Origin of the sequence: uncultured Sunxiuqinia sp., from assembly GCF_963974515.1 — a bacterium.
Classification (GTDB): Bacteria; Bacteroidota; Bacteroidia; order Bacteroidales; family Prolixibacteraceae; genus Sunxiuqinia.
On sequence record NZ_CAXBDD010000020.1, the window covers coordinates 16,885 to 35,673 of the forward strand.

At 44.6% G+C, this 18,789-nt stretch carries 19 protein-coding genes; 16 read left to right on the top strand and 3 right to left on the bottom strand.

Going from position 1 to position 18,789, the window contains the following annotated elements:
• Nucleotides 1–20 precede the first annotated feature (20 nt).
• Genes AAC033_RS07080 through AAC033_RS07100 form a run of 5 tightly spaced genes read left to right on the top strand, consistent with a single transcriptional unit; the run spans nt 21 to nt 6,647 of the window.
• The gene (locus tag AAC033_RS07080; RefSeq protein WP_339736651.1) at nt 21–1,946 is read left to right on the top strand and encodes a peptidylprolyl isomerase; all 1,926 of its coding nucleotides are present in this window, start codon (nt 21–23) and stop codon (nt 1,944–1,946) included.
• On the top strand, nt 1,943–2,794 hold the full coding sequence (locus AAC033_RS07085; RefSeq protein ID WP_339736652.1) for a hypothetical protein: 852 nt from the start codon (nt 1,943–1,945) through the stop codon (nt 2,792–2,794). The genes AAC033_RS07080 and AAC033_RS07085 overlap by 4 nt, the downstream gene beginning before the upstream one ends.
• 5 nt (nt 2,795–2,799) lie before the next feature.
• Nucleotides 2,800–4,143, top strand: coding sequence for a peptidylprolyl isomerase (locus AAC033_RS07090; RefSeq protein WP_339736653.1), 1,344 nt, complete (start codon nt 2,800–2,802; stop codon nt 4,141–4,143).
• Between the two features lie 15 nt (nt 4,144–4,158).
• The gene (locus AAC033_RS07095) at nt 4,159–5,121 is read left to right on the top strand and encodes an AAA family ATPase (RefSeq protein ID WP_339736654.1); all 963 of its coding nucleotides are present in this window, start codon (nt 4,159–4,161) and stop codon (nt 5,119–5,121) included.
• An 11-nt stretch (nt 5,122–5,132) separates the two neighbouring features.
• Nucleotides 5,133–6,647 carry an OstA-like protein gene (locus tag AAC033_RS07100; protein WP_339736655.1) on the top strand — a complete coding sequence of 505 codons (1,515 nt, stop codon included), beginning with the start codon at nt 5,133–5,135 and terminating at the stop codon, nt 6,645–6,647.
• A 49-nt stretch (nt 6,648–6,696) separates the two neighbouring features.
• Here AAC033_RS07100 and AAC033_RS07105 read toward each other — a convergent pair whose 3' ends face one another.
• From AAC033_RS07105 to AAC033_RS07115, 3 genes are all read right to left on the bottom strand, one after another.
• The gene (locus AAC033_RS07105) at nt 6,697–6,918 is read right to left on the bottom strand and encodes a DUF2795 domain-containing protein (protein ID WP_053183863.1); all 222 of its coding nucleotides are present in this window, start codon (nt 6,916–6,918) and stop codon (nt 6,697–6,699) included.
• Nucleotides 6,919–7,008: 90 nt separating this feature from the next.
• Nucleotides 7,009–7,572 carry a cob(I)yrinic acid a,c-diamide adenosyltransferase gene (locus AAC033_RS07110; RefSeq protein WP_339736656.1) on the bottom strand — a complete coding sequence of 188 codons (564 nt, stop codon included), beginning with the start codon at nt 7,570–7,572 and terminating at the stop codon, nt 7,009–7,011.
• Nucleotides 7,572–8,315 (bottom strand): ABC transporter ATP-binding protein, encoded by a 744-nt coding sequence (locus tag AAC033_RS07115; protein ID WP_339736657.1) that lies wholly within the window; start codon nt 8,313–8,315, stop codon nt 7,572–7,574. Before AAC033_RS07115 ends, AAC033_RS07110 begins: the two co-directional genes overlap by 1 nt.
• Nucleotides 8,316–8,508: 193 nt before the next feature.
• Between AAC033_RS07115 and recG the strand changes: the two genes are divergently transcribed.
• The 11 genes from recG to AAC033_RS07170 all read left to right on the top strand — a co-directional run bounded on the left by recG (nt 8,509) and on the right by AAC033_RS07170 (nt 18,780).
• Nucleotides 8,509–10,608 carry an ATP-dependent DNA helicase RecG gene (gene recG, locus AAC033_RS07120; RefSeq protein ID WP_339736658.1) on the top strand — a complete coding sequence of 700 codons (2,100 nt, stop codon included), beginning with the start codon at nt 8,509–8,511 and terminating at the stop codon, nt 10,606–10,608.
• 312 nt (nt 10,609–10,920) lie between these two features.
• On the top strand, nt 10,921–11,337 hold the full coding sequence (locus tag AAC033_RS07125) for a SoxR reducing system RseC family protein (RefSeq protein WP_339736678.1): 417 nt from the start codon (nt 10,921–10,923) through the stop codon (nt 11,335–11,337).
• Entirely contained in the window at nt 11,334–12,266 is a 933-nt protein-coding gene (locus AAC033_RS07130) for a Fe-S cluster domain-containing protein (protein ID WP_339736659.1), read from the top strand. Before AAC033_RS07125 ends, AAC033_RS07130 begins: the two co-directional genes overlap by 4 nt.
• Nucleotides 12,267–12,275: 9 nt before the next feature.
• Complete coding sequence (rsxC, locus tag AAC033_RS07135; RefSeq protein WP_339736660.1) at nt 12,276–13,607, top strand: electron transport complex subunit RsxC; 1,332 nt, start codon at nt 12,276–12,278, stop codon at nt 13,605–13,607.
• A gap of 40 nt (nt 13,608–13,647) precedes the next feature.
• Nucleotides 13,648–14,631 carry an RnfABCDGE type electron transport complex subunit D gene (locus AAC033_RS07140; RefSeq protein ID WP_339736661.1) on the top strand — a complete coding sequence of 328 codons (984 nt, stop codon included), beginning with the start codon at nt 13,648–13,650 and terminating at the stop codon, nt 14,629–14,631.
• Nucleotides 14,631–15,263 (top strand): RnfABCDGE type electron transport complex subunit G, encoded by a 633-nt coding sequence (locus AAC033_RS07145; protein WP_339736662.1) that lies wholly within the window; start codon nt 14,631–14,633, stop codon nt 15,261–15,263. The genes AAC033_RS07140 and AAC033_RS07145 overlap by 1 nt, the downstream gene beginning before the upstream one ends.
• Complete coding sequence (locus tag AAC033_RS07150; RefSeq protein WP_339736663.1) at nt 15,260–15,844, top strand: electron transport complex subunit E; 585 nt, start codon at nt 15,260–15,262, stop codon at nt 15,842–15,844. Before AAC033_RS07145 ends, AAC033_RS07150 begins: the two co-directional genes overlap by 4 nt.
• Before the next feature lie 11 nt (nt 15,845–15,855).
• The gene (gene rsxA / locus AAC033_RS07155) at nt 15,856–16,428 is read left to right on the top strand and encodes an electron transport complex subunit RsxA (protein WP_339736664.1); all 573 of its coding nucleotides are present in this window, start codon (nt 15,856–15,858) and stop codon (nt 16,426–16,428) included.
• A 176-nt stretch (nt 16,429–16,604) separates the two neighbouring features.
• The gene (locus AAC033_RS07160; RefSeq protein WP_339736665.1) at nt 16,605–16,904 is read left to right on the top strand and encodes a DUF6787 family protein; all 300 of its coding nucleotides are present in this window, start codon (nt 16,605–16,607) and stop codon (nt 16,902–16,904) included.
• A gap of 79 nt (nt 16,905–16,983) precedes the next feature.
• A complete protein-coding gene (msrA, locus tag AAC033_RS07165; protein ID WP_339736666.1) occupies nt 16,984–17,511 on the top strand; it encodes a peptide-methionine (S)-S-oxide reductase MsrA in 528 nt (175 codons plus the stop codon).
• Nucleotides 17,512–17,877: 366 nt separating this feature from the next.
• Complete coding sequence (locus AAC033_RS07170) at nt 17,878–18,780, top strand: HAD family hydrolase (RefSeq protein WP_339736667.1); 903 nt, start codon at nt 17,878–17,880, stop codon at nt 18,778–18,780.
• Nucleotides 18,781–18,789 lie beyond the last annotated feature (9 nt).

The following is an 18,789-nucleotide window of genomic DNA, read 5'->3' on the forward strand; positions in this document are numbered from 1 at the left end:
ATTTAACTGATATTCATTCTATGCATCGTCTCATTTTCTTGTTTTTTGCCATTTTAACCACCACAACCGGACTTGGACAGACAGATTCGGACATCCTTGTTCAAATTGATGACCAAGCCATAACCAAAGAGGAATTTGTGTGGCTCTATAAAAAAAACAACAGCTATTTATTGAATGACTCAGATAAAAAGACACCTTCCGAATACCTCGATTTGTTTATCAATTTCAAACTAAAGGTGATGGAGGCCCAGCGTCTGGGATACGATACCATTCCAGGCTTTGTAAGCGAACTGAAAACCTATCGCGAGGAATTGGCCAAACCCTACCTGACAGCGATTCAGTACACCGACCAAATGGTGGAAACAGCCTACGAACGCATGAAAACCGAAATAGATGCCAGCCATATTTTAGTTTTACTTGATCAATCCGCGATGCCCAATGACACCCTGCAAGCCTGGAACAAAGTGATGGAAATTCGAAACCAGCTGCTCCAGGGAGCTGACTTTGGCGAACTGGCCGTCAAGTATTCCGAAGACCCCTCATCCAAACAAAACAAAGGAAGACTTGGCTATTTCAGCGCTTTTCAAATGGTTTATCCATTTGAAGATGCGGCATATAAAACAGCTGTCGGCGAAATCACCCAGCCTGTTCGAACCTCATTTGGCTACCACCTCATCCGGGTCAATGGCCGGCGGCCGGCGAAAGGCCAGATTAAGGTGGCCCACATCATGAAACGATTGGATGAACACACCAGCGAAGAGGCCGTCAATCAACAAAAACAACAACTGGATAGCCTTCTCGCTGAGCTGAAAAGCGGATCCGATTTCGCGACGTTGGCCCGGCAACATTCAGACGATCGGCGCACAGCCCAAAACGGAGGTGAACTCTCTTGGTTTTCTTCGTCAGGCATGATGCCCGAATTTGCTGACCCCGCTTTCGAGCTAGAAGATGACGGCGATCTCTCGCACGTTGTCCGCACCCCTTATGGCTGGCATATTATCAAGCGCATTGAATACCGCCCGGTGCCTGACTTCGATAAGCTTCAGGATTTTTTGAGCGAGAAAATTCGCAACAACGCAGAGATCAGTCAGCACAGTTCCGAAATTTTCATTCAAAATCTGAAAAAGGAATACAACTTTGAACAGGATCATCAGTGCTTGGATCAACTAAATGCGGCGATCGCATCCAGCACCCTCAAATCCTTTCGTCCCGGTAATCCAGACGAAGTCCTGTTTCAATTTGCTGATCAAAAAGTATCGACAAAGGAGTTTGCAGATTTCCTGAAAGAAAAAGCAAACGACAAAGTTTCAGCCCAACAGGCCTATGGGAATTTCGTGGCCAGAACGCTCACGAAATACGAAAACTCAAGACTGGAAGCGAAATATCCGGAATTCCGGTTTTTAATGCAGGAGTACCATGATGGCATTTTGCTTTTCAATCTCTCCGAAGACACGATTTGGGATGCAGCAGCAAGGGATTCGGTGGGCTTGGAGGCTTTCTATCAAAAGAACAAATCGAAATATCACTGGGAAGAGCGATTTCATGGGTGGAGTATCAAATGTGAAAACCAGGAGGTGAAAGACTTCGTCGAGGCTGTCTTTGAAGAAGATCCGGAAATAAGAGAAGATGAGTTGAGCGACCTGTTGAAAAATCATTTTGAAAAAACCAGTGCCAAAATTCGCTTCGGATACTTTGAGAAAGGCGCTGACAAATTGGTTGATCACCTGGTGTGGAATGCGCCAAAACCGGATGATTTCAAAGATGGTCTGCATTTTGTAAGGGGAAACAAAGTATCACAACAGCCCAAAACGCTCGGAGAAGCACGTGGATTATACATTTCTGACTACCAGAACCAGCTTGAGGAACAGTGGATCAAGGAATTGCGAAAACGATATCGGGTAAGAATAAACCGAAAAGTATTAAAAAAAATTGAACAGGAACAATGAGGCTGAAGCTATTTTATGTGATCTTGTGGCTTTTCGTCGTTTCTGCCTGCTCGGAGGAGCAGGAGAAAATTCCTTTGGCACAGGTTGGCTCCAGATTTCTGTATCTCGAGGAGGTTGAAAAAGTATTGCCTGAAAACCTTCCGGAGCCTGAACGCAGCTTATGGATGGATGATTTTATTCAGAGATGGGTACAAAGCGAATTGATGGTTTTAAATGCTGAAGAGAATCTCACAGCAGCGCAAAAAGATGTCACCCGCGAATTGCAGGAGTACCGCAACTCGCTTATCACCTTCCGCTATAAGAAGGCGCTAATGGAGCAAAAGATGGACACGGTGATTACCGATTCGGCCATTGAAGCCTACTATGAAGGCCATAAAAATGAATTTGTCCTTAAGAATGATATCGTCAAAGCGGTATATTTGAAAACTCCTTTGGAGGTGGCAAGGCCTGAATTGGTGAAAAGTCTGTGCATAGACAATGATCCACAAAAGTTGCAGGAACTGGACGAATACGGTATTCGTTATGCCAAAACTTACGACCGTTTCGATGATAAGTGGATTGATGCCAGCCAGATTTTGGTTCAAATTCCGCTGGAAATTGACAACCTCGAGCGTTTTTTACGCAGAAACAAGTTTATCGAAAGCGATGATACAGATTATTATTATTTTATTTGTATCCGCGATTTCAGATTTGAAGGAGAATATGCACCCATTGAGTTTGTCAAATCATCTGTTAAAAATATCCTTCTGAATCAGCGTAAGATCAACTTCCTGAAAAAAATTGAGGAAGACGTTTATCAGGAGGGACTGAAATCGAAGAAATTTAAACTTTATAATATTCAAAACTAAAAAATATGTTCAGAAAAGTATTAGCTGGTATTTTGTTCTTCAGTTGCCTTACAACCGTATCGCTGGCTCAAGATAAAACGATCGATCAGATTGTCGCTGTTGTCGGTAGCAACATTATCCTCAAATCGGATATTGAAAGCATGTACATCCAGCAGCAGGCTCAGGGAATAGTCTCTGACGGCGATATGAAGTGTGAAATTCTCGAAGATTTTTTGGTAGAAAAACTCTTGCTGGCCGAAGCCGAACTGGACACCAACATCATTGTAAGCGATAGCCAGATTAACCAAAGCTTGGACCAACGGATGCAATATTTTGTTCAGCATCTGGGTTCAGAGCAAGCCGTTGAAGCCTATTTCAAAAAACCCCTCTCACAAATTAAAGCAGACCTGGAAGAGGTAATCCGGAATCAATCCATGACCAGCCAGATGCAGGGAAAAATTGTGGATAAAGTGCAGGTTACGCCCTCTGAAGTGCGGTATCACTTCCGGAATATGAAGAAGGAAGATATCCCAATGGTTGAACCCATGGTAGAATATGCACAAATCACCGTATTTCCTCCCATTGAGCTGGAAGAAGAAAACCGGATCAAAGCACGTTTACGCGAATTCAAAGAGCGCGTTGAAAATGGCGACAACTTCGCCACGTTGGCTGTTCTTTATTCCGAAGGACCTTCGGCAGTAAATGGTGGCGAACTTGGTTACATGGGACGTGCCCAACTTGACGCTAATTACGCAACAGCCGCTTTCAACCTTAAAGGCGACCGGGTATCAAACGTTGTAAAAAGTGAATTCGGTTATCACATCATTCAGCTGATTGACCGTCGGGGTGACCAAGTGAACACACGCCATATACTGCTGAAACCAAAGGCGAATATTGAAGCGATGGAAGAAGCAAAAAACCGGCTCGACAGCCTGGCAAACTTTATCCGCAAAGAAGAAGTTACATTTGCTGAAGCAGCCATGCGCTATTCATTCGATAAAAACTCCCGAAACAGTGGCGGAAAAGTAATCAATCCGCAAACCATGTCAACAAAATGGAGACAACAAGAACTTGATCCTGACGTAAGCAAAGTACTTGCCAATCTAAAAGTGAACGAAATATCAGAACCCTTTAAAACCATCGACGACAAACAACGCACGGTTTATAAGATTGTCAAACTGGTAGACAGGACCGAACAACACCGGGCGAACTTGCAGGAAGACTATCAATTGCTGACCGAACTCTATCTGCAGGAGAAACAGGAAGAAGCCATGAATCAATGGATTTCGGCACAACAGGCCAAAACCTATATCAGCATTGACAGGACTTATGCAAATTGCAATTTCAAATTCAAAGGTTGGGAAAAATAAACTTGAACACACGCTATGAATTTCAAAAATGACGTAGAAGCCGTCGATGCCTTTAAAGAAAGAATTGATTTACTTCAGAATGAGATTAGAAAGCGTATTTACGGCCAGGATGAAATTATTAAGCAAGTGCTCATTTCGCTCTTTAGCCGCGGACATTGCTTATTGATAGGCGTTCCCGGCTTGGCAAAAACCCTGTTGGTAAATACCATTGCGGAGGTGTTGGGCCTAACATATAGCCGGATCCAGTTTACCCCTGATCTAATGCCCTCTGACATCATTGGCACTGAAATACTGGATAAGGACAGGGAGTTTAAATTTATCCGGGGGCCCTTGTTTGCCAATATTGTTTTGGCTGATGAAATTAACCGCACTCCGCCAAAAACGCAGGCCGCCTTGCTCGAAGCGATGCAGGAACGAGCCGTAACTGCAGCTGGCGAGCGGTTTCTGCTGGACAAACCTTTTTTCGTATTGGCCACGCAAAATCCTATTGAGCAGGAAGGAACCTATCCCCTGCCCGAAGCACAGCTCGACCGTTTCATGTTTTCGGTTTGGCTCGATTATCCGGCGTTCGACGATGAACTGACCATTGTCCGGAACACCACTTCAGACCATGTGGCAGAACTAAAAGAAATTCTATCGGCTGAAGAAATTAAGTACTTTCAGAAGCTGGTATTGAAAATTCCGATCAATGAACACGTGTTGAATTATGCGGTGGCGCTTTCGGCCAAAACACGGCCGGGAACAGAGATGGCTGCTCCCATATCCGATAAATACCTGAAATGGGGAGCTGGTCCAAGGGCTTCACAATACCTGGTGCTCGGAGCGAAAACACATGCAGTCTTGTCGGGTAAATACTCACCCGACATTGAGGATGTAAAATCGGTGGCCAAATCAATCCTGCGTCACCGGATCATCAAAAACTATAAGGCCGAAGCCGAGAATATATCAGTTGATCAAATTATACAGGAATTGCTGTAATTCACAATTGAATGAATCCGAAAATTCGCTACAGTAAACTTATACTATTGCTTTTGTTGCTCCCTGTTTTTTCTCTGGCACAGACAAAGAAACAGGTTAACATTGAACAGGCAGACTTTCTGGAATTCAATGAAAGAATTATTGCCAATGCGCAACGCTTGATTGGCAATGTTATCATCACACATGAAAACATCCGCATGTGGTGCGACAGTGCCTATTCCTATACCGACACCAATATGGTCGATGCCTTTGGCCACGTGCACATTCTGAAAGATGACACGCTGCACTTGTATTCCGATTTTCTGAATTATAATGGCGATGCCAAGTGGGCAATTGCCATTGGTAACGTCCGCCTGATAAACAAAACGACAACCCTGACAACAGATTCACTTGAATTTGACATGGATCGAAATGTTGGCTATTACGACGATTATGGGACAGTTGTCGACAGCTCGAGCACCTTGTACAGCAAAATTGGCGAATACTATGCCAATGAAAATAAAGCTTACTTTAAAACTGAAGTAGAAGTTTTGTCCGATGATTATACACTGACATCGGATACCCTGATTTACGATACCAAAACACGCGTGATTTCCATTGTTGGGCCAACCAACATTCGGGATGAAGAAAACAACATTTACGCGGAAAGAGGATTCTACAACAGTGACTCGGGAGATGTGGAATTATATCGGAATCCTGAAGTTCTTGGCAAAGAACAAAAAATCAATGCCGACTCCATTTTTTACAACAAAACAACAGGTGACGGACGGGCCATTGGAAATGCCCGGATTGAAGACTTTAAAAACCGAATGATTGTGAAAGCAAACCGGGTGGTTTACAACGATCAGACTGAAATATCCATGGCTACCGACTCCGCTCACTTTTTGCTTTATTCTGAAAAAGATACGCTCTTTCTTCATGCCGACACCTTAAAATCGGTGCCCGACACCATTCCTGAGGAAAAGTTAGTGATGGCATACTTCGACGTTCAGTTTTTCAGGGAAGATATGCAAGGAAAATGCGATTCGATGGTCTATTGGTCGATGGATTCTACCATTCAGTTTTTCCATGATCCGGTGATTTGGTCGGACAATAATCAAATGACTGCTGATTACATCGAAATGGTCACACAAACCACTGCCCCCGACCTGGTCCGAATGGAACAAAATGCCTTTATTGTGGCGATGGAGGACTCAGGCATGTACAATCAAATTAAGGGCCGAAACATGCTGGGCTATATCCGCGACAACGAGCTCTATAAAATTGATGTGGATGGAAACGGCCAATCAGTGTATTATGCCCGCGACGATGAAGGAATTATCGGTCTAAACAAAGCCCAAAGCAGCTCGATTGTCATTCATCTAGACAGCAGCAAAGTCAGCCGGATTGTATTCATTAAATCACCCGATGGCCAATTGCTTCCGCTGATCAACATCCCCGACGAAGACAAGGAACTTCCGGGATTTCAATGGTACGATGCTATTCGCCCCAAGCGCATGGAAGATATCTTCAGAAAACACAAATAGCAAGGACATCGCCTTGCTATTTTTATTTTCTAATCACCCGAAAAATTAATCAATATTCATCTTCATTGAAAAAAAAGTCGTCCTTGCTAGGATAATCTGGCCAAATATCTTCAATACTCTCATAGATCTCCCCTTCGTCTTCTATTTCCTGCAAGTTTTCAATCACTTCAAGCGGAGCTCCCGATCTTATTGCATAGTCAATCAACTCATCCTTGCTTGCAGGCCAAGGGGCATCCTCTAATTTTGAAGCTAATTCTAATGTCCAGTACATATTCGAAGGAATTTTAGTTTTGATTCTATTTTTTTGATTTTGCGAATATATAAAAAATAACATCATAACCTAGAAAAAATTTGTTTTAACTCAAACACCCGAATCCCATGGGGTTTCAGGCGCCCGATCATCCAAAGATATCTTTCGGGCAAGGACAAAAAGATAGTCTGAAAGGCGATTAATGAATTTGATCAGGTTTTTATTGATTTCTGTTTTTTCAGAAAGTTCAATCATCCGACGTTCGGCCCGGCGACAAACTGTTCGCGCAATTTGGGCATGGGCCGCTGGCTGGCTGCCTCCCGGTAAAATAAAATGATTTAACTTGGGTAAAACCTTAAACATATTATCCATCTCCTGTTCAAGCATTTCGATCATTTCATCCTTGCAGGGAATTTGCTTTTTAAAATCAGCCGCCGAGTCATCGGTAGCCAATTGGGCTCCAATGGTGAATAATATCGATTGAATCTTCCTTAAAACCGTTTTGGCATGCTCATCAATGTTCATCGAAATGATTAGTCCGAGATAGCTGTTCAGCTCATCGACCGTTCCGTATGCTTCGAGCCGAATATCATATTTCTTAACCCGCGCACCTCCAATTAGTCCGGTGGTACCGTCGTCGCCTGTTTTAGTATAAATTCTTACTTCCTTATCCATCAAATCACTGGGTTTGGATTAATTTCATCCGATTCAACCTGTCCGTCCTTCAACCGGATTACCCGGTGTGCATGCAAAGCAATGTCCTCTTCGTGGGTAACAACGATCAGGGTGTTTCCCTTCCGGTGTATTTCAGCAAACAGATGCATGATTTCTTCCGAAATCTTTGAGTCCAGGTTTCCGGTTGGCTCATCGGCCAGCAAAATGGCTGGTTTGTTTATCAAGGCGCGTGCCACCGCAACCCGCTGACGCTGCCCGCCAGAAAGCTCATTGGGTTTATGCTCAATCCGGTCTGCCAATCCAACATCAGTTAGGATCTGTGTTCCTCGCTCCAGTCGCTCTTGTTTTTTCACGCCCGAATAAACCAAGGGCAACATCACATTGTCGAGCGCGGTGCTTCGGGGAAGCAAATTAAATGTTTGAAAGATGAACCCAATTTCGCGGTTACGGATGACAGCTAATTCATCGTCAGTTAGATCACTTACGTTGTGCCCATTTAAGACATATTTTCCACTTGTCGGTGTATCTAAACAGCCAATCACATTCATCAGGGTTGATTTTCCCGAGCCCGACGCGCCCATAATGGCCACATACTCTCCTTCGTTAATGTGAAGGCTAACCGAGCGAAGGGCCCGTACGATCTGGGTTCCAACCTTATAATTCTTAACGATATCGGTCAGATCGATTACTTTTTTCTTAGTTTCAGACATATCCAGTACTTGATTGTAAAATGGGGCTTCCATTGTTATTTTTCTTTGGTTGGTAAATATAGCGATATCGGCTTAATTTATCACTTAACGAAAGTTTTTCTCGTTTTCAAAACTGCGTTTCAAGCAAACAAAAACCATGCAATTGCTTCCATTTACAAACAGAAAAATCTTAATAACTCATTTTTCTCACGGTCGACTGCTCCCCATAGTTTTTTATCTTTGCTTTATGCCGGAGTATTTAGATCAAGACATTAAGTTTTTGGCAGGGGTTGGTCCCAAACGAGCCGAACTACTCAACAAAGAGTTGGGTATCTACACGTTTCGCGATCTGCTTTACTACTTCCCGTATAAATATATCGACCGGACACGCTTTCATAACATTTCTGAAGTCAGGGCCGATCAGGCATACATTCAGGTTAAAGGTAAGATCCGCTCATTTGAATTGCTGGGCGAAGGACGAAAACAGCGACTGAGCGCTGTTTTTTATGATGAGACAGGCAGCATGGACCTGATTTGGTTCCAAGGAATTAAATACATCCGCGAAAACCTGCTACCCGGAAAAACTTATGTGGTGTTTGGGAAACCTTCAGTTTTTAGCGGGCGAGTCAACATTATTCACCCGGAGGTGGAGGACAAAACCAGCGAACAATTTAAAACAGGCGTTCTACAGGCGTTTTATAATACGACGGAAAAGCTAAAAAAACGTTTTCTGAATACCAGCGCACTGAATAAAATTCAGTATAACCTGGCAAGGCAAATTCAGGGGAAAATTTATGAAACTCTTCCTGTGAAAGTTAAAGATCCGCTAAAGTTAATGGATTTAAAAGACGCCTTGCTTCAGATTCATTTTCCAGCAAGTACACACCTATTGCAAAAGGCAACTTTCAGGTTGAAATTCGAAGAGCTGTTCTACATTCAACTGAAAATTTTAAGTCTGAAACATCGGCGCCACGAGGCGTTCAAAGGATTTGTTTTCTCCGATGTTGGCTACAACTTCAACCATTTTTACGCCAACAATCTGCCGTTTGAACTGACCGGCGCTCAAAAAAAAGTGATCAGGGAAATCCGCAAAGACTTGGGCTCGGGCAAACAAATGAACCGGCTCTTGCAAGGTGATGTGGGAAGTGGTAAAACCCTGGTGGCTTTAATGATCGCCTTGCTGGCTTTCGACAATGGTTTTCAGGCCAGCCTGATGGCCCCGACTGAAATTCTGGCCATCCAGCATTTCAACACCATTGAGAAAATGCTTCAGGGATTGGGAGTGAACATGGCCTTGCTCACCGGCTCAACCAAGAAGAGCCAGCGTAGAATCATTCATGAGCAGCTCGAATCAGGAGAATTACAGCTATTGATTGGCACCCACGCTCTGATTGAAGATGTAGTCAGTTTTGATAGGCTGGGCTTGGTAATTATTGACGAGCAACACCGATTTGGCGTGGCCCAGCGGGCCAAACTATGGAAAAAAAACAGTGGCATTCCTCCCCATATTTTGGTGATGACAGCCACCCCGATTCCGCGAACCCTGGCCATGACCTTGTATGGCGATTTGGAAGTGTCGGTCATCGATGAACTTCCGCCAGGACGAAAGCCCATATCAACGCGTCATTATTATGAGAACAGGAGGAAAGAGGTATACCAATTCATCCGCTCGCAAATCGAGACTGGACGGCAAGCCTATATTGTTTATCCGCTGATCAGCGAATCAGAGAAGATGGACTATAAAAACCTTGAAGATGGTTATGAACTAATGAAACAGGTTTTTCCCCGTTTCAAAATCAGTATGGTACATGGGCGCATGAAACCTGCCGAAAAAGAAGCAGAGATGCAGCTTTTCAAGGACGGCAAAACACAAATCATGGTGGCTACCACAGTCATTGAAGTGGGCGTAGATGTGCCCAACGCGTCGGTCATGGTCATTGAAAGTGCCGAGCGATTTGGGCTATCACAACTGCACCAACTGCGGGGACGTGTAGGGCGAGGAGCCGATCAATCTTACTGTCTGCTAATGTCGTCCTATAAAATCAGTAACGAAAGTCGCAAACGCCTGGAGACCATGGTGCGAACCAACGACGGCTTCGAAATTGCTGAAGTTGACCTGCAATTACGTGGTCCCGGGGATATTGAAGGCACACAGCAAAGTGGGCTGGGCTTAAACCTGAACATTGCAAACCTGGGAAAAGACGGAGAAATCCTACGCATTGCCCGAAACATGGCCAGCGATATTCTGGATGACGACCCTCGGCTGGCAAAAGAAGAGCACAAATTACTACGCTATCATTACCTGAAAATGAAAAACACTGAGTTCAACTGGAGTGTGATTAGCTAAGAACAGTTGACAACTTTTCCTAATTTTTGCTTGCTCGATTGGCTAATATCAGCTCAATATTGCAAAACAGAGATTAATCAATCTTTAAAATACTGCAATCCACAGATAGCAAAAAACAGACAAAATCAATGATTTGTATCACACTTATTCGTATACATCTGCTAGTCAGTCCATTGCATTGTACATTAAAAAACCCATTATTTAAAACAAATATAAATAACTGAAGATGTTTTAAAAATGGCCTAAAGTAGGATTCCAGTTATCTAAACATCTTTAGTTTTGCAGTCATAAAAATGCAAGGAAGTGGAAATAATGTCGGGAGAGATTTCACACAAAGGAATTATTAAATCGCTTACGGATCAGCAAATCGTAGTCAGCATTGTCAACGAGTCTGCCTGCTCTTCCTGTCACGCCAAAGGAGCTTGTTCTGCAGCCGACATGCAAGACAAGGAAATTGAAATCCGAAATTTTTCAGGCGATTACCGCGTAGGGCAAACGGTGCAGGTCGTTGGGAGAACCTCTCAAGGGTTTAAAGCCTTGTTTTACGGCTATGTTTTCCCATTCTTAATTATCATGCTTGTTTTAATCACCCTGACCAGTTTGCAATTCAGCGAAGGAATTAGCGGTCTGATCTCCCTGTCTGTACTGCTCCCCTACTATTTAATTTTATACCTCACCAGAAATAAAATACGCAAAAGCTTTGAATTTGAAATTAAGCCTTTACTATGAGTGAAACGATTATTTATACGATGATTGCTTTGAGCGCTATTGGCATTTTGGCTGCTGTCATTTTGTACTTTGTGGCTCAAAAGTTTAAAGTATACGAGGATCCACGGATCGATGAAGTAGAAACGACGCTTCCTGGTGCTAACTGCGGCGGATGCGGTTTTGCGGGCTGCCGGGCCTTTGCCGAGGCTTGTGTAAAAGAAAACGATCTTGCCGATCTTTTTTGCCCCGTAGGTGGAAACGATTGCATGACTGATGTCGCTGCCGTATTGGGGCTCGAAGCAGTAAAGCAGGATCCACGTGTTGCTGTTGTACGTTGCAACGGATCGTGCGAGCACCGGCCAAAAACGAACCAATACGACGGAGCGCTGTCCTGCGCGGCAGCTGCGGCTCTGTATAGCGGCGATACGGGCTGCCAGTACGGTTGTTTAGGACATGGCGATTGTGTGGCCGCCTGCGACTTCGATGCCATTCACATGAATCCGGAAACCGGCCTACCTGAAGTGGTAGACGATAAATGTGTGGCTTGTGGCGCCTGTGTCGAGGCTTGTCCAAAAACATTGATTGAACTTCGGAAGCGAGGTCCGAAAGACCGCAAGATCTTCGTTTCGTGTCGAAATGAAGACAAAGGTGGTGTAGCCAAAAAATCATGCGAAGTAGCTTGTATTGGCTGTTCCAAATGCTTCAAGGTTTGTCCGTTCGACGCCATCACCATGAATAACAACCTGGCATTTATCGATTCAGATAAATGTAAACTGTGTCGCAAGTGTGTGGTTGAATGTCCGACCAATGCCATCATCGAAGTTGGATTTCCGCCACGAAAAATAAAAACAGACCTGCCACCCAAACCGGCAGCAAGAAAGGAAGCTCCTGTTAGGCCAGAAGCCAAAGCTTCCGAAGAAACCAAAACCGATAATTCAGATCAAAAATAGGAGGCCATCGTGTTAAAAACATTCAAACTCGGAGGGGTACATCCGGCTGAAAACAAACTCTCGGCCAGCAAAGCCATCGAAAAACTGGCTTTGCCCAAAAGTGTTTTTATCCCCGTAGCCCAGCATATTGGAGCACCAGCACAAGCCCTGGTGAAAAAAGGCGATCAGGTAAAAGTCGGACAACTCATTGCCAAATCAGGCGGATTTGTTTCGGCCAACATTCATTCATCCGTTTCGGGAACAGTAAAAAAAGTTGATTTGGCGATGGACAGTTCGGGCTATCCCAAGCAAGGTATTTTTATTGATGTTGAAGGCGATGAATGGGAAGAAGGAATTGATACTTCTTCAACCCTCATTGAAAACTTCGAAGCCGACAGCAAAAAAATCATCGATAAAATTAATGCAGCTGGCATTGTTGGACTGGGCGGAGCAACCTTCCCCACGCATGTAAAGCTGATGCCACCACAAGGCATGAAAGCCGAAATGTTGCTCATTAATGGGGTGGAATGCGAACCTTACCTGACTTCGGACCACCGGGTGATGCTTGAAAAAGCACCCGAACTGCTGGTCGGCATTCGTCTGCTGATGTGTGCTCTTGAAGTTAAAAAAGCTTATATCGGCATTGAAAACAATAAGCCGGATGCCATTGACCACCTTCGTGAACTAACCAAAGCAGAACCATCCATCCAGGTTGTCCCGCTGAAAGTGAAATATCCGCAAGGCGGTGAAAAACAGCTCATCAAAGCGGTTACCGGTCGCGAGGTTCCTTCGGGAGCCCTGCCCATTGCGGTTGGCGCGGTGGTTAACAACGTTGGAACAGCGCTGGCTGTTTATGAAGCAGTTCAAAAAAATAAACCATTGATTGAACGGGTGGTTACCATCACCGGAAAATCCGTGGCTAATCCTTCCAACTTTCTGGTGCGGGTGGGAACACCGGTTCAGGAACTGATTGATGCAGCTGGCGGACTACCTGACGATTCCGGAAAAATAATCAGTGGTGGTCCCATGATGGGAAAAGCCGTAGCCAATACCGATATCCCGGTTACCAAAGGAACCTCGGGAATCCTGATTATGCAGGACAAGGAAGCGAAGCGCGAAAAGATGAAAACCTGTATTCGCTGCACCCGCTGTGTAACGGTTTGTCCGATGGGACTGGAGCCATACTACTTGATGACCGTTTCAGAAAAGCAAATTTGGGAAAAAGCCGAAGACCATCATATCATGGACTGCATTGAGTGTGGTTCATGCAGTTACACCTGCCCGGCCGACCGGCCGTTGCTTGACTACATCCGTTTAGGAAAAGGGAAAGTCGGCAACATCATCCGGTCACGAAAACAATAAAATGATCAAGAATCAAGTATCAAGAATCAAGTATAATCCTATGAGTAAACTGCTAACCATATCCCCTTCACCGCACGTGCACACCAGCGACTCGGTGAATAAAATTATGTACCGGGTAATCCTGGCTTTATTGCCGGCGCTGGCCTGGTCGGTTTTTATGTTTGGATTCGAAGCCATCCGTGTTACCCTGCTGGCTGTTGCCGCATGCATGGCTTTCGAGTTCCTGATTCAGAAATACATCATGAAGGAAGTGCCGCAAATTACCGATGGTTCTGCTGCACTAACTGGTATTCTGCTGGCTTTCAATGTGCCGGCCAGTCTGCCAAGCTGGATGATAATCGTGGGCGCGCTCGTCGCCATTGGCGTTGGAAAACTTTCGTTTGGAGGGTTGGGAAACAACCCATTCAACCCCGCATTGGTGGGACGCGTATTCCTGCTGATTTCCTTTCCGGTACACATGACCAGCTGGCCTGTCACCCAACATGCAACAGTTGACGCACTCACTACCGCCACCCCACTCGCTCTGTTAAAAGAAGGTGTTAACGCCGGCCAACCAGTAAGCGAAGTATTACTGAATCTGCCTTCGAATCTGGAGATGTTGTACGGTAATATGTCCGGCTCACTCGGCGAAGTTTCGGCTTTGCTGCTTTTGCTGGGATTTGCCTATATGTTGTGGAAGAAAGTCATTACCTGGCACATTCCTACTTTCGTGTTGGGAACGATTTTCATTTTTCAGGGCGCCCTTTGGATGCTAAACCCGGAAAATTTTGTTGAACCCGTTTTCCACCTGCTTTCTGGCGGAGCCATGCTTGGCGCCATTTACATGGCCACCGACATGGTAACTTCACCCATGACTGTGAGAGGACAACTTATTTTTGGCGTAGGAATTGGCGTGCTTACGGTGCTCATCCGAAATTTCGGCGCCTATCCCGAAGGAATTTCGTTCGCGATCCTGATTATGAATGGCTTTGTTCCACTCATCAACGCATACATTAAACCGAAAAGATTTGGAGGGCAGAAATAATGGCACAAAAAGAATCGACATTTTTTAACATGACCTTGACCCTTTTTGTAGTAACCTTTGTTGCTGCAACTGTCTTGGGTTTTGTGCATGACCTAACCAAAGTAGATATCGCGCTGGCCAAACAGCAAGCCCAACAGAAAGCGATCGAAAGCGTTTTACCAGCCTTCGACACACTGGGTGAATCGTACAAGATGTTGCCAGAAGACAGCTCCGACAGCCTGGAGTTTTTTCCAGCCTACGATGCCAATCAAAAACTGGTTGGTGTGGCCGTGAAAACTTACACGAAGAACGGGTTCAGCGGCTTGATCAGCATTATGGCTGGTTTTTCACCCGAAGGTACAATCACCGGATTTGAAGTGCTGGAGCATAAGGAAACACCGGGACTGGGCTCAAAAATGAATGCCTGGTTTAAAGATGAGAACAAACCCGGCCAAAACATCATCGGAAAAAGTCCGGCCACTTCAAAGTTTGAAGTCAAGAAAGATGGCGGCGACGTGGATGCCATCACAGCTTCAACGATCACCAGCCGGGCCTTTCTGGAAGCTGTTGTGCGTGCGCACAAAACCTACCAAAATGCGCAGGAGCAACCCGCAATCAGTAATAACCCCACAAAAGCAGGAGGACAGTCATGAATCAATTGCAAAACTTTACCAAAGGATTTATCAAAGAAAACCCAGTTTTCGTGCTGCTGCTGGGGATGTGCCCTACGCTGGGTGTCACTTCCTCAGCCATCAACGGACTGGGAATGGGGCTTGCCACCACCTTTGTTTTGGTCATGGCCAACCTCGTTGTTTCAATGATTAAAAGCGTGATTCCGAGCAAAGTCCGGATTCCCAGTTTTATTGTCATCATCGCGGCTTTCGTAACCGTTGTGGAACTGACCATGCAAGCCTATCTCCCATCGCTTTTCGAAAGTCTGGGCCTGTTTATCCCCTTGATTGTGGTTAACTGCGTGGTGCTTGGACGTGCCGAAGCCTTCGCTTCAAAAAACAACATTGTTTCATCGGTTATCGATGGATTGGGCATGGGACTTGGCTTCTCGTTTGCTTTGACCTTGCTGGGTGCCGCCCGCGAACTTTTAGGCAGCGGAAGGATTTTCGACATGATCATCTTTCCTGAGGATTATGGCATGCTGCTGTTTGTTCTGGCTCCCGGAGCCTTTATCGTGCTGGGTTACCTCATTGCCTTAATCAACCGTTTGAATAAAGCATAGGAGATTTTATTATGGAATATATTATTATCATTGTCGCCGCCATTTTTGTCAACAACATTGTACTCAACCAGTTTTTGGGAGTTTGTCCTTTTCTTGGCGTATCGAAAAAAATCAGTACGGCCGTTGGGATGACCGGTGCTGTAACCTTTGTAATGGTGATCGCCACCATGGTTACTTATTTGATTCAGGTGTACATTCTGAATCCGTATGGCCTGCAGTTTTTGCAAACCATCTTCTTCATTTTGGTCATTGCCTCACTGGTGCAGTTGGTAGAAATTATTTTGAAAAAGGTCAGTCCTTCGCTTTACCAGGCGCTGGGTGTGTTTTTGCCGCTAATTACCACCAACTGTGCCATTTTGGGTGTAGCCATTCTAACCTATCAAAAAGAATTCAACCTGATGCAGGGCGTTGTATTTGCGATTGCCAATGCCATTGGCTTTGGTTTGGCCTTGGTTCTTTTTGCCGGATTGCGCGAACACCTGGATTTGATGAATGTTCCGAAAGGATTGAAAGGAACACCCATTGCACTCATCGTTGCCGGTATTCTGGCAATGGCTTTCATGGGTTTCAGCGGCTTGGTATAATTGATCGATGACCAGATTTAAATATTAAAAGCTATTTTTCAGACTTATCAACAATTAAAATCCAACAATTCGATTGAGAATAGGTCAAAGGCAACATCATTCCGGTGTTGCTTTTTTTTTCGACTTCAACCATTCACGCAAAAACTTGTTTACCTAGTGTACTTAAAAAAGGAACTATGTTTAAACGTCTGAAGGAAAAGTGGGAAGTTGAATCGAATCTGCAACTCATCCTTATTTTCCTTGTATTCTCTCTGGCAGGCAGTGGCGCGTTGGTCATCCGAAAACTGGTTTTCCATTGGGTTGACTATACACCCGACTGGCCATTTTGGTTAACAGCGCTAACCTATGTTTTAACAATTGTGCCGGCCTATCAAATCATGCTGATTTTCTTTGGAGCCCTCATGGGTCAGTTTTCATTTTTCTGGAAATTCGAAAAGAAGCTGCTGCGTCGATTTGGCCTTAAATTAAACGAATAATTCCACTTCCATGGCTTTTAAATCCTTGATCATTATACTGATCTTGGTCATCGGACCTGGGAATAAAAATAGGAATACAATGGAACTTGCAACATTTGGTGGTGGCTGTTTTTGGTGTACCGAAGCAGTTTTCAAAGAATTAAAAGGTGTCGAATCCGTAACCTCTGGTTATTCCGGCGGACACGTTATCAATCCGGCTTATCGCGAAGTAACCAGCGGAAGGACGGGACATGCCGAAGTTATTGAAATTGAATTTGACTCGGCAATTGTCAGCTTTGAGGAATTACTCAAAGTATTTTGGGCAACACACGACCCCACAACACTGAACCGACAGGGAGCTGATGTGGGGCCGCAGTATCGCTCGGTTATTTTCTACCACAACGAAAAGCAAAAGGAGATTGCAGAGCAAATCAAGCGAAAGCTCAATGATGAAAAGGTATTCGACAAACCGGTAGTTACCGAAATTAGCCCATGGGAGAACTTCTACCGGGCCGAGAACTACCACCAGGATTACTACGAAAACAATCGGGAACAAAGCTACTGCCAATTCGTAATTGTTCCGAAGCTGGATAAATTCCGGAAGATTTTTAAGGACAGACTAAAATAAGTTAGTCATTGGGCATGAATTCGTTGACCATTGGCAATTGGTCACTGGTGATCGTCCATAGCTTGTGGTTGGACTTTTGGAATGTGAAAACTCATGAATTGGTCAATCTTGAATGTGTCTCAATCCTTGGAATTTGAGCTTCTTTAAAACCCCAAATTCATGCTTTTTTTGATCCACAAACACCGTGAAGCTGCACGGCATGAGAAAGAAAGGTCTGCATGCATGTCGGACAAATCTCAAAATACGCATTTCGACTCTCATCTTATCCAATTGTAAAGAGATGAACCCCTGTTGTAGCAAAGTGTTGTTATTTCAAAGAGGAACGCTATCTTAATGAATCAAAGGCAGCGGAAAAACTTTTGTGCTATGAATACACCATTTCTGAAAAAGCTCGACCCGTATTTGAGACATCTGCAACCAATGACTGTTCGTCCGACCGGAGCAGTGGCGAATTGCCGGAAAGACGAGACAATCAAGGCGGTCATTTTTGATATTTACGGCACCCTGCTTATTTCGGCTTCAGGCGATATTATGCAGGATTCTTATGATGCAAGCATGTTTAGCCGGGCACTTGCGAGTGCAGGATACTTCATAAAAGTACCCGAATCAGCGCTGATGGCTATTCACCCACTTTTTGAAAGACAGGTGCTCGATGGAAAAAAACAAGCCCGTGACCTTGGCACACCTTTCCCTGAGTTGGATCTGGTTGAGATTTGGGGTAAAACACTGGCCCAAGCCCAGAAAAAAGGTCTGATAGCCATTCCTGATGAAGCAGACCCCCGGCTTTACACCATTTTGTTTGAACTGAGCAGCAACCAGGTCTGGCCCATGCCCAAGATGAACGAAACGCTGGCCAAACTGAAGCAAAAGGGATATCCGCTCGGAATCGTTTCAAACGCCCAGTTTTATACACCAATCATCATGAATTATTTTTTGGATGGCCAATTGAAAGAATCGGAATGGATTGACGGTTTTGAAAGAGATCTGTCCGTTTTCAGCTATAAACTGCTGAAAGGCAAACCAGATCCGTCTATTTTTGCCGGGCTTATCGCTCCGCTAAAACGACGCGGACTGGCCCCAAAACAGGTTTTATATGTTGGAAACGACATGCTGAAAGACATGTATGCAGCAGCGCAACATGGATTTAAAACCTGCTTTTTTGCCGGAGACCGACGAGCTTATCGCTTACGACAAAATCATCCGGAGGCATCGGCGATGAGGCCTGATTTCACGATCACCGCATTGGATCAACTCAATGAGATTTTGTAATAAATAAAC

Coding starts and splice junctions, on each gene's coding strand:
- rsxA (WP_339736664.1), top strand. CDS start 15,856: ATGGAATATATTATTATCATTGTCGCCGCCATTTTTGTCAACAACATT.
- AAC033_RS07125 (WP_339736678.1), top strand. CDS start 10,921: ATGTCGGGAGAGATTTCACACAAAGGAATTATTAAATCGCTTACGGAT.
- AAC033_RS07115 (WP_339736657.1), bottom strand. CDS start 8,315: ATGGAAGCCCCATTTTACAATCAAGTACTGGATATGTCTGAAACTAAG.
- AAC033_RS07105 (WP_053183863.1), bottom strand. CDS start 6,918: ATGTACTGGACATTAGAATTAGCTTCAAAATTAGAGGATGCCCCTTGG.
- AAC033_RS07145 (WP_339736662.1), top strand. CDS start 14,631: ATGGCACAAAAAGAATCGACATTTTTTAACATGACCTTGACCCTTTTT.
- AAC033_RS07140 (WP_339736661.1), top strand. CDS start 13,648: ATGAGTAAACTGCTAACCATATCCCCTTCACCGCACGTGCACACCAGC.
- AAC033_RS07160 (WP_339736665.1), top strand. CDS start 16,605: ATGTTTAAACGTCTGAAGGAAAAGTGGGAAGTTGAATCGAATCTGCAA.
- AAC033_RS07170 (WP_339736667.1), top strand. CDS start 17,878: ATGAATACACCATTTCTGAAAAAGCTCGACCCGTATTTGAGACATCTG.
- AAC033_RS07090 (WP_339736653.1), top strand. CDS start 2,800: ATGTTCAGAAAAGTATTAGCTGGTATTTTGTTCTTCAGTTGCCTTACA.
- msrA (WP_339736666.1), top strand. CDS start 16,984: ATGGAACTTGCAACATTTGGTGGTGGCTGTTTTTGGTGTACCGAAGCA.
- recG (WP_339736658.1), top strand. CDS start 8,509: ATGCCGGAGTATTTAGATCAAGACATTAAGTTTTTGGCAGGGGTTGGT.
- AAC033_RS07085 (WP_339736652.1), top strand. CDS start 1,943: ATGAGGCTGAAGCTATTTTATGTGATCTTGTGGCTTTTCGTCGTTTCT.
- AAC033_RS07095 (WP_339736654.1), top strand. CDS start 4,159: ATGAATTTCAAAAATGACGTAGAAGCCGTCGATGCCTTTAAAGAAAGA.
- AAC033_RS07110 (WP_339736656.1), bottom strand. CDS start 7,572: ATGGATAAGGAAGTAAGAATTTATACTAAAACAGGCGACGACGGTACC.
- AAC033_RS07130 (WP_339736659.1), top strand. CDS start 11,334: ATGAGTGAAACGATTATTTATACGATGATTGCTTTGAGCGCTATTGGC.
- AAC033_RS07080 (WP_339736651.1), top strand. CDS start 21: ATGCATCGTCTCATTTTCTTGTTTTTTGCCATTTTAACCACCACAACC.
- AAC033_RS07150 (WP_339736663.1), top strand. CDS start 15,260: ATGAATCAATTGCAAAACTTTACCAAAGGATTTATCAAAGAAAACCCA.
- AAC033_RS07100 (WP_339736655.1), top strand. CDS start 5,133: ATGAATCCGAAAATTCGCTACAGTAAACTTATACTATTGCTTTTGTTG.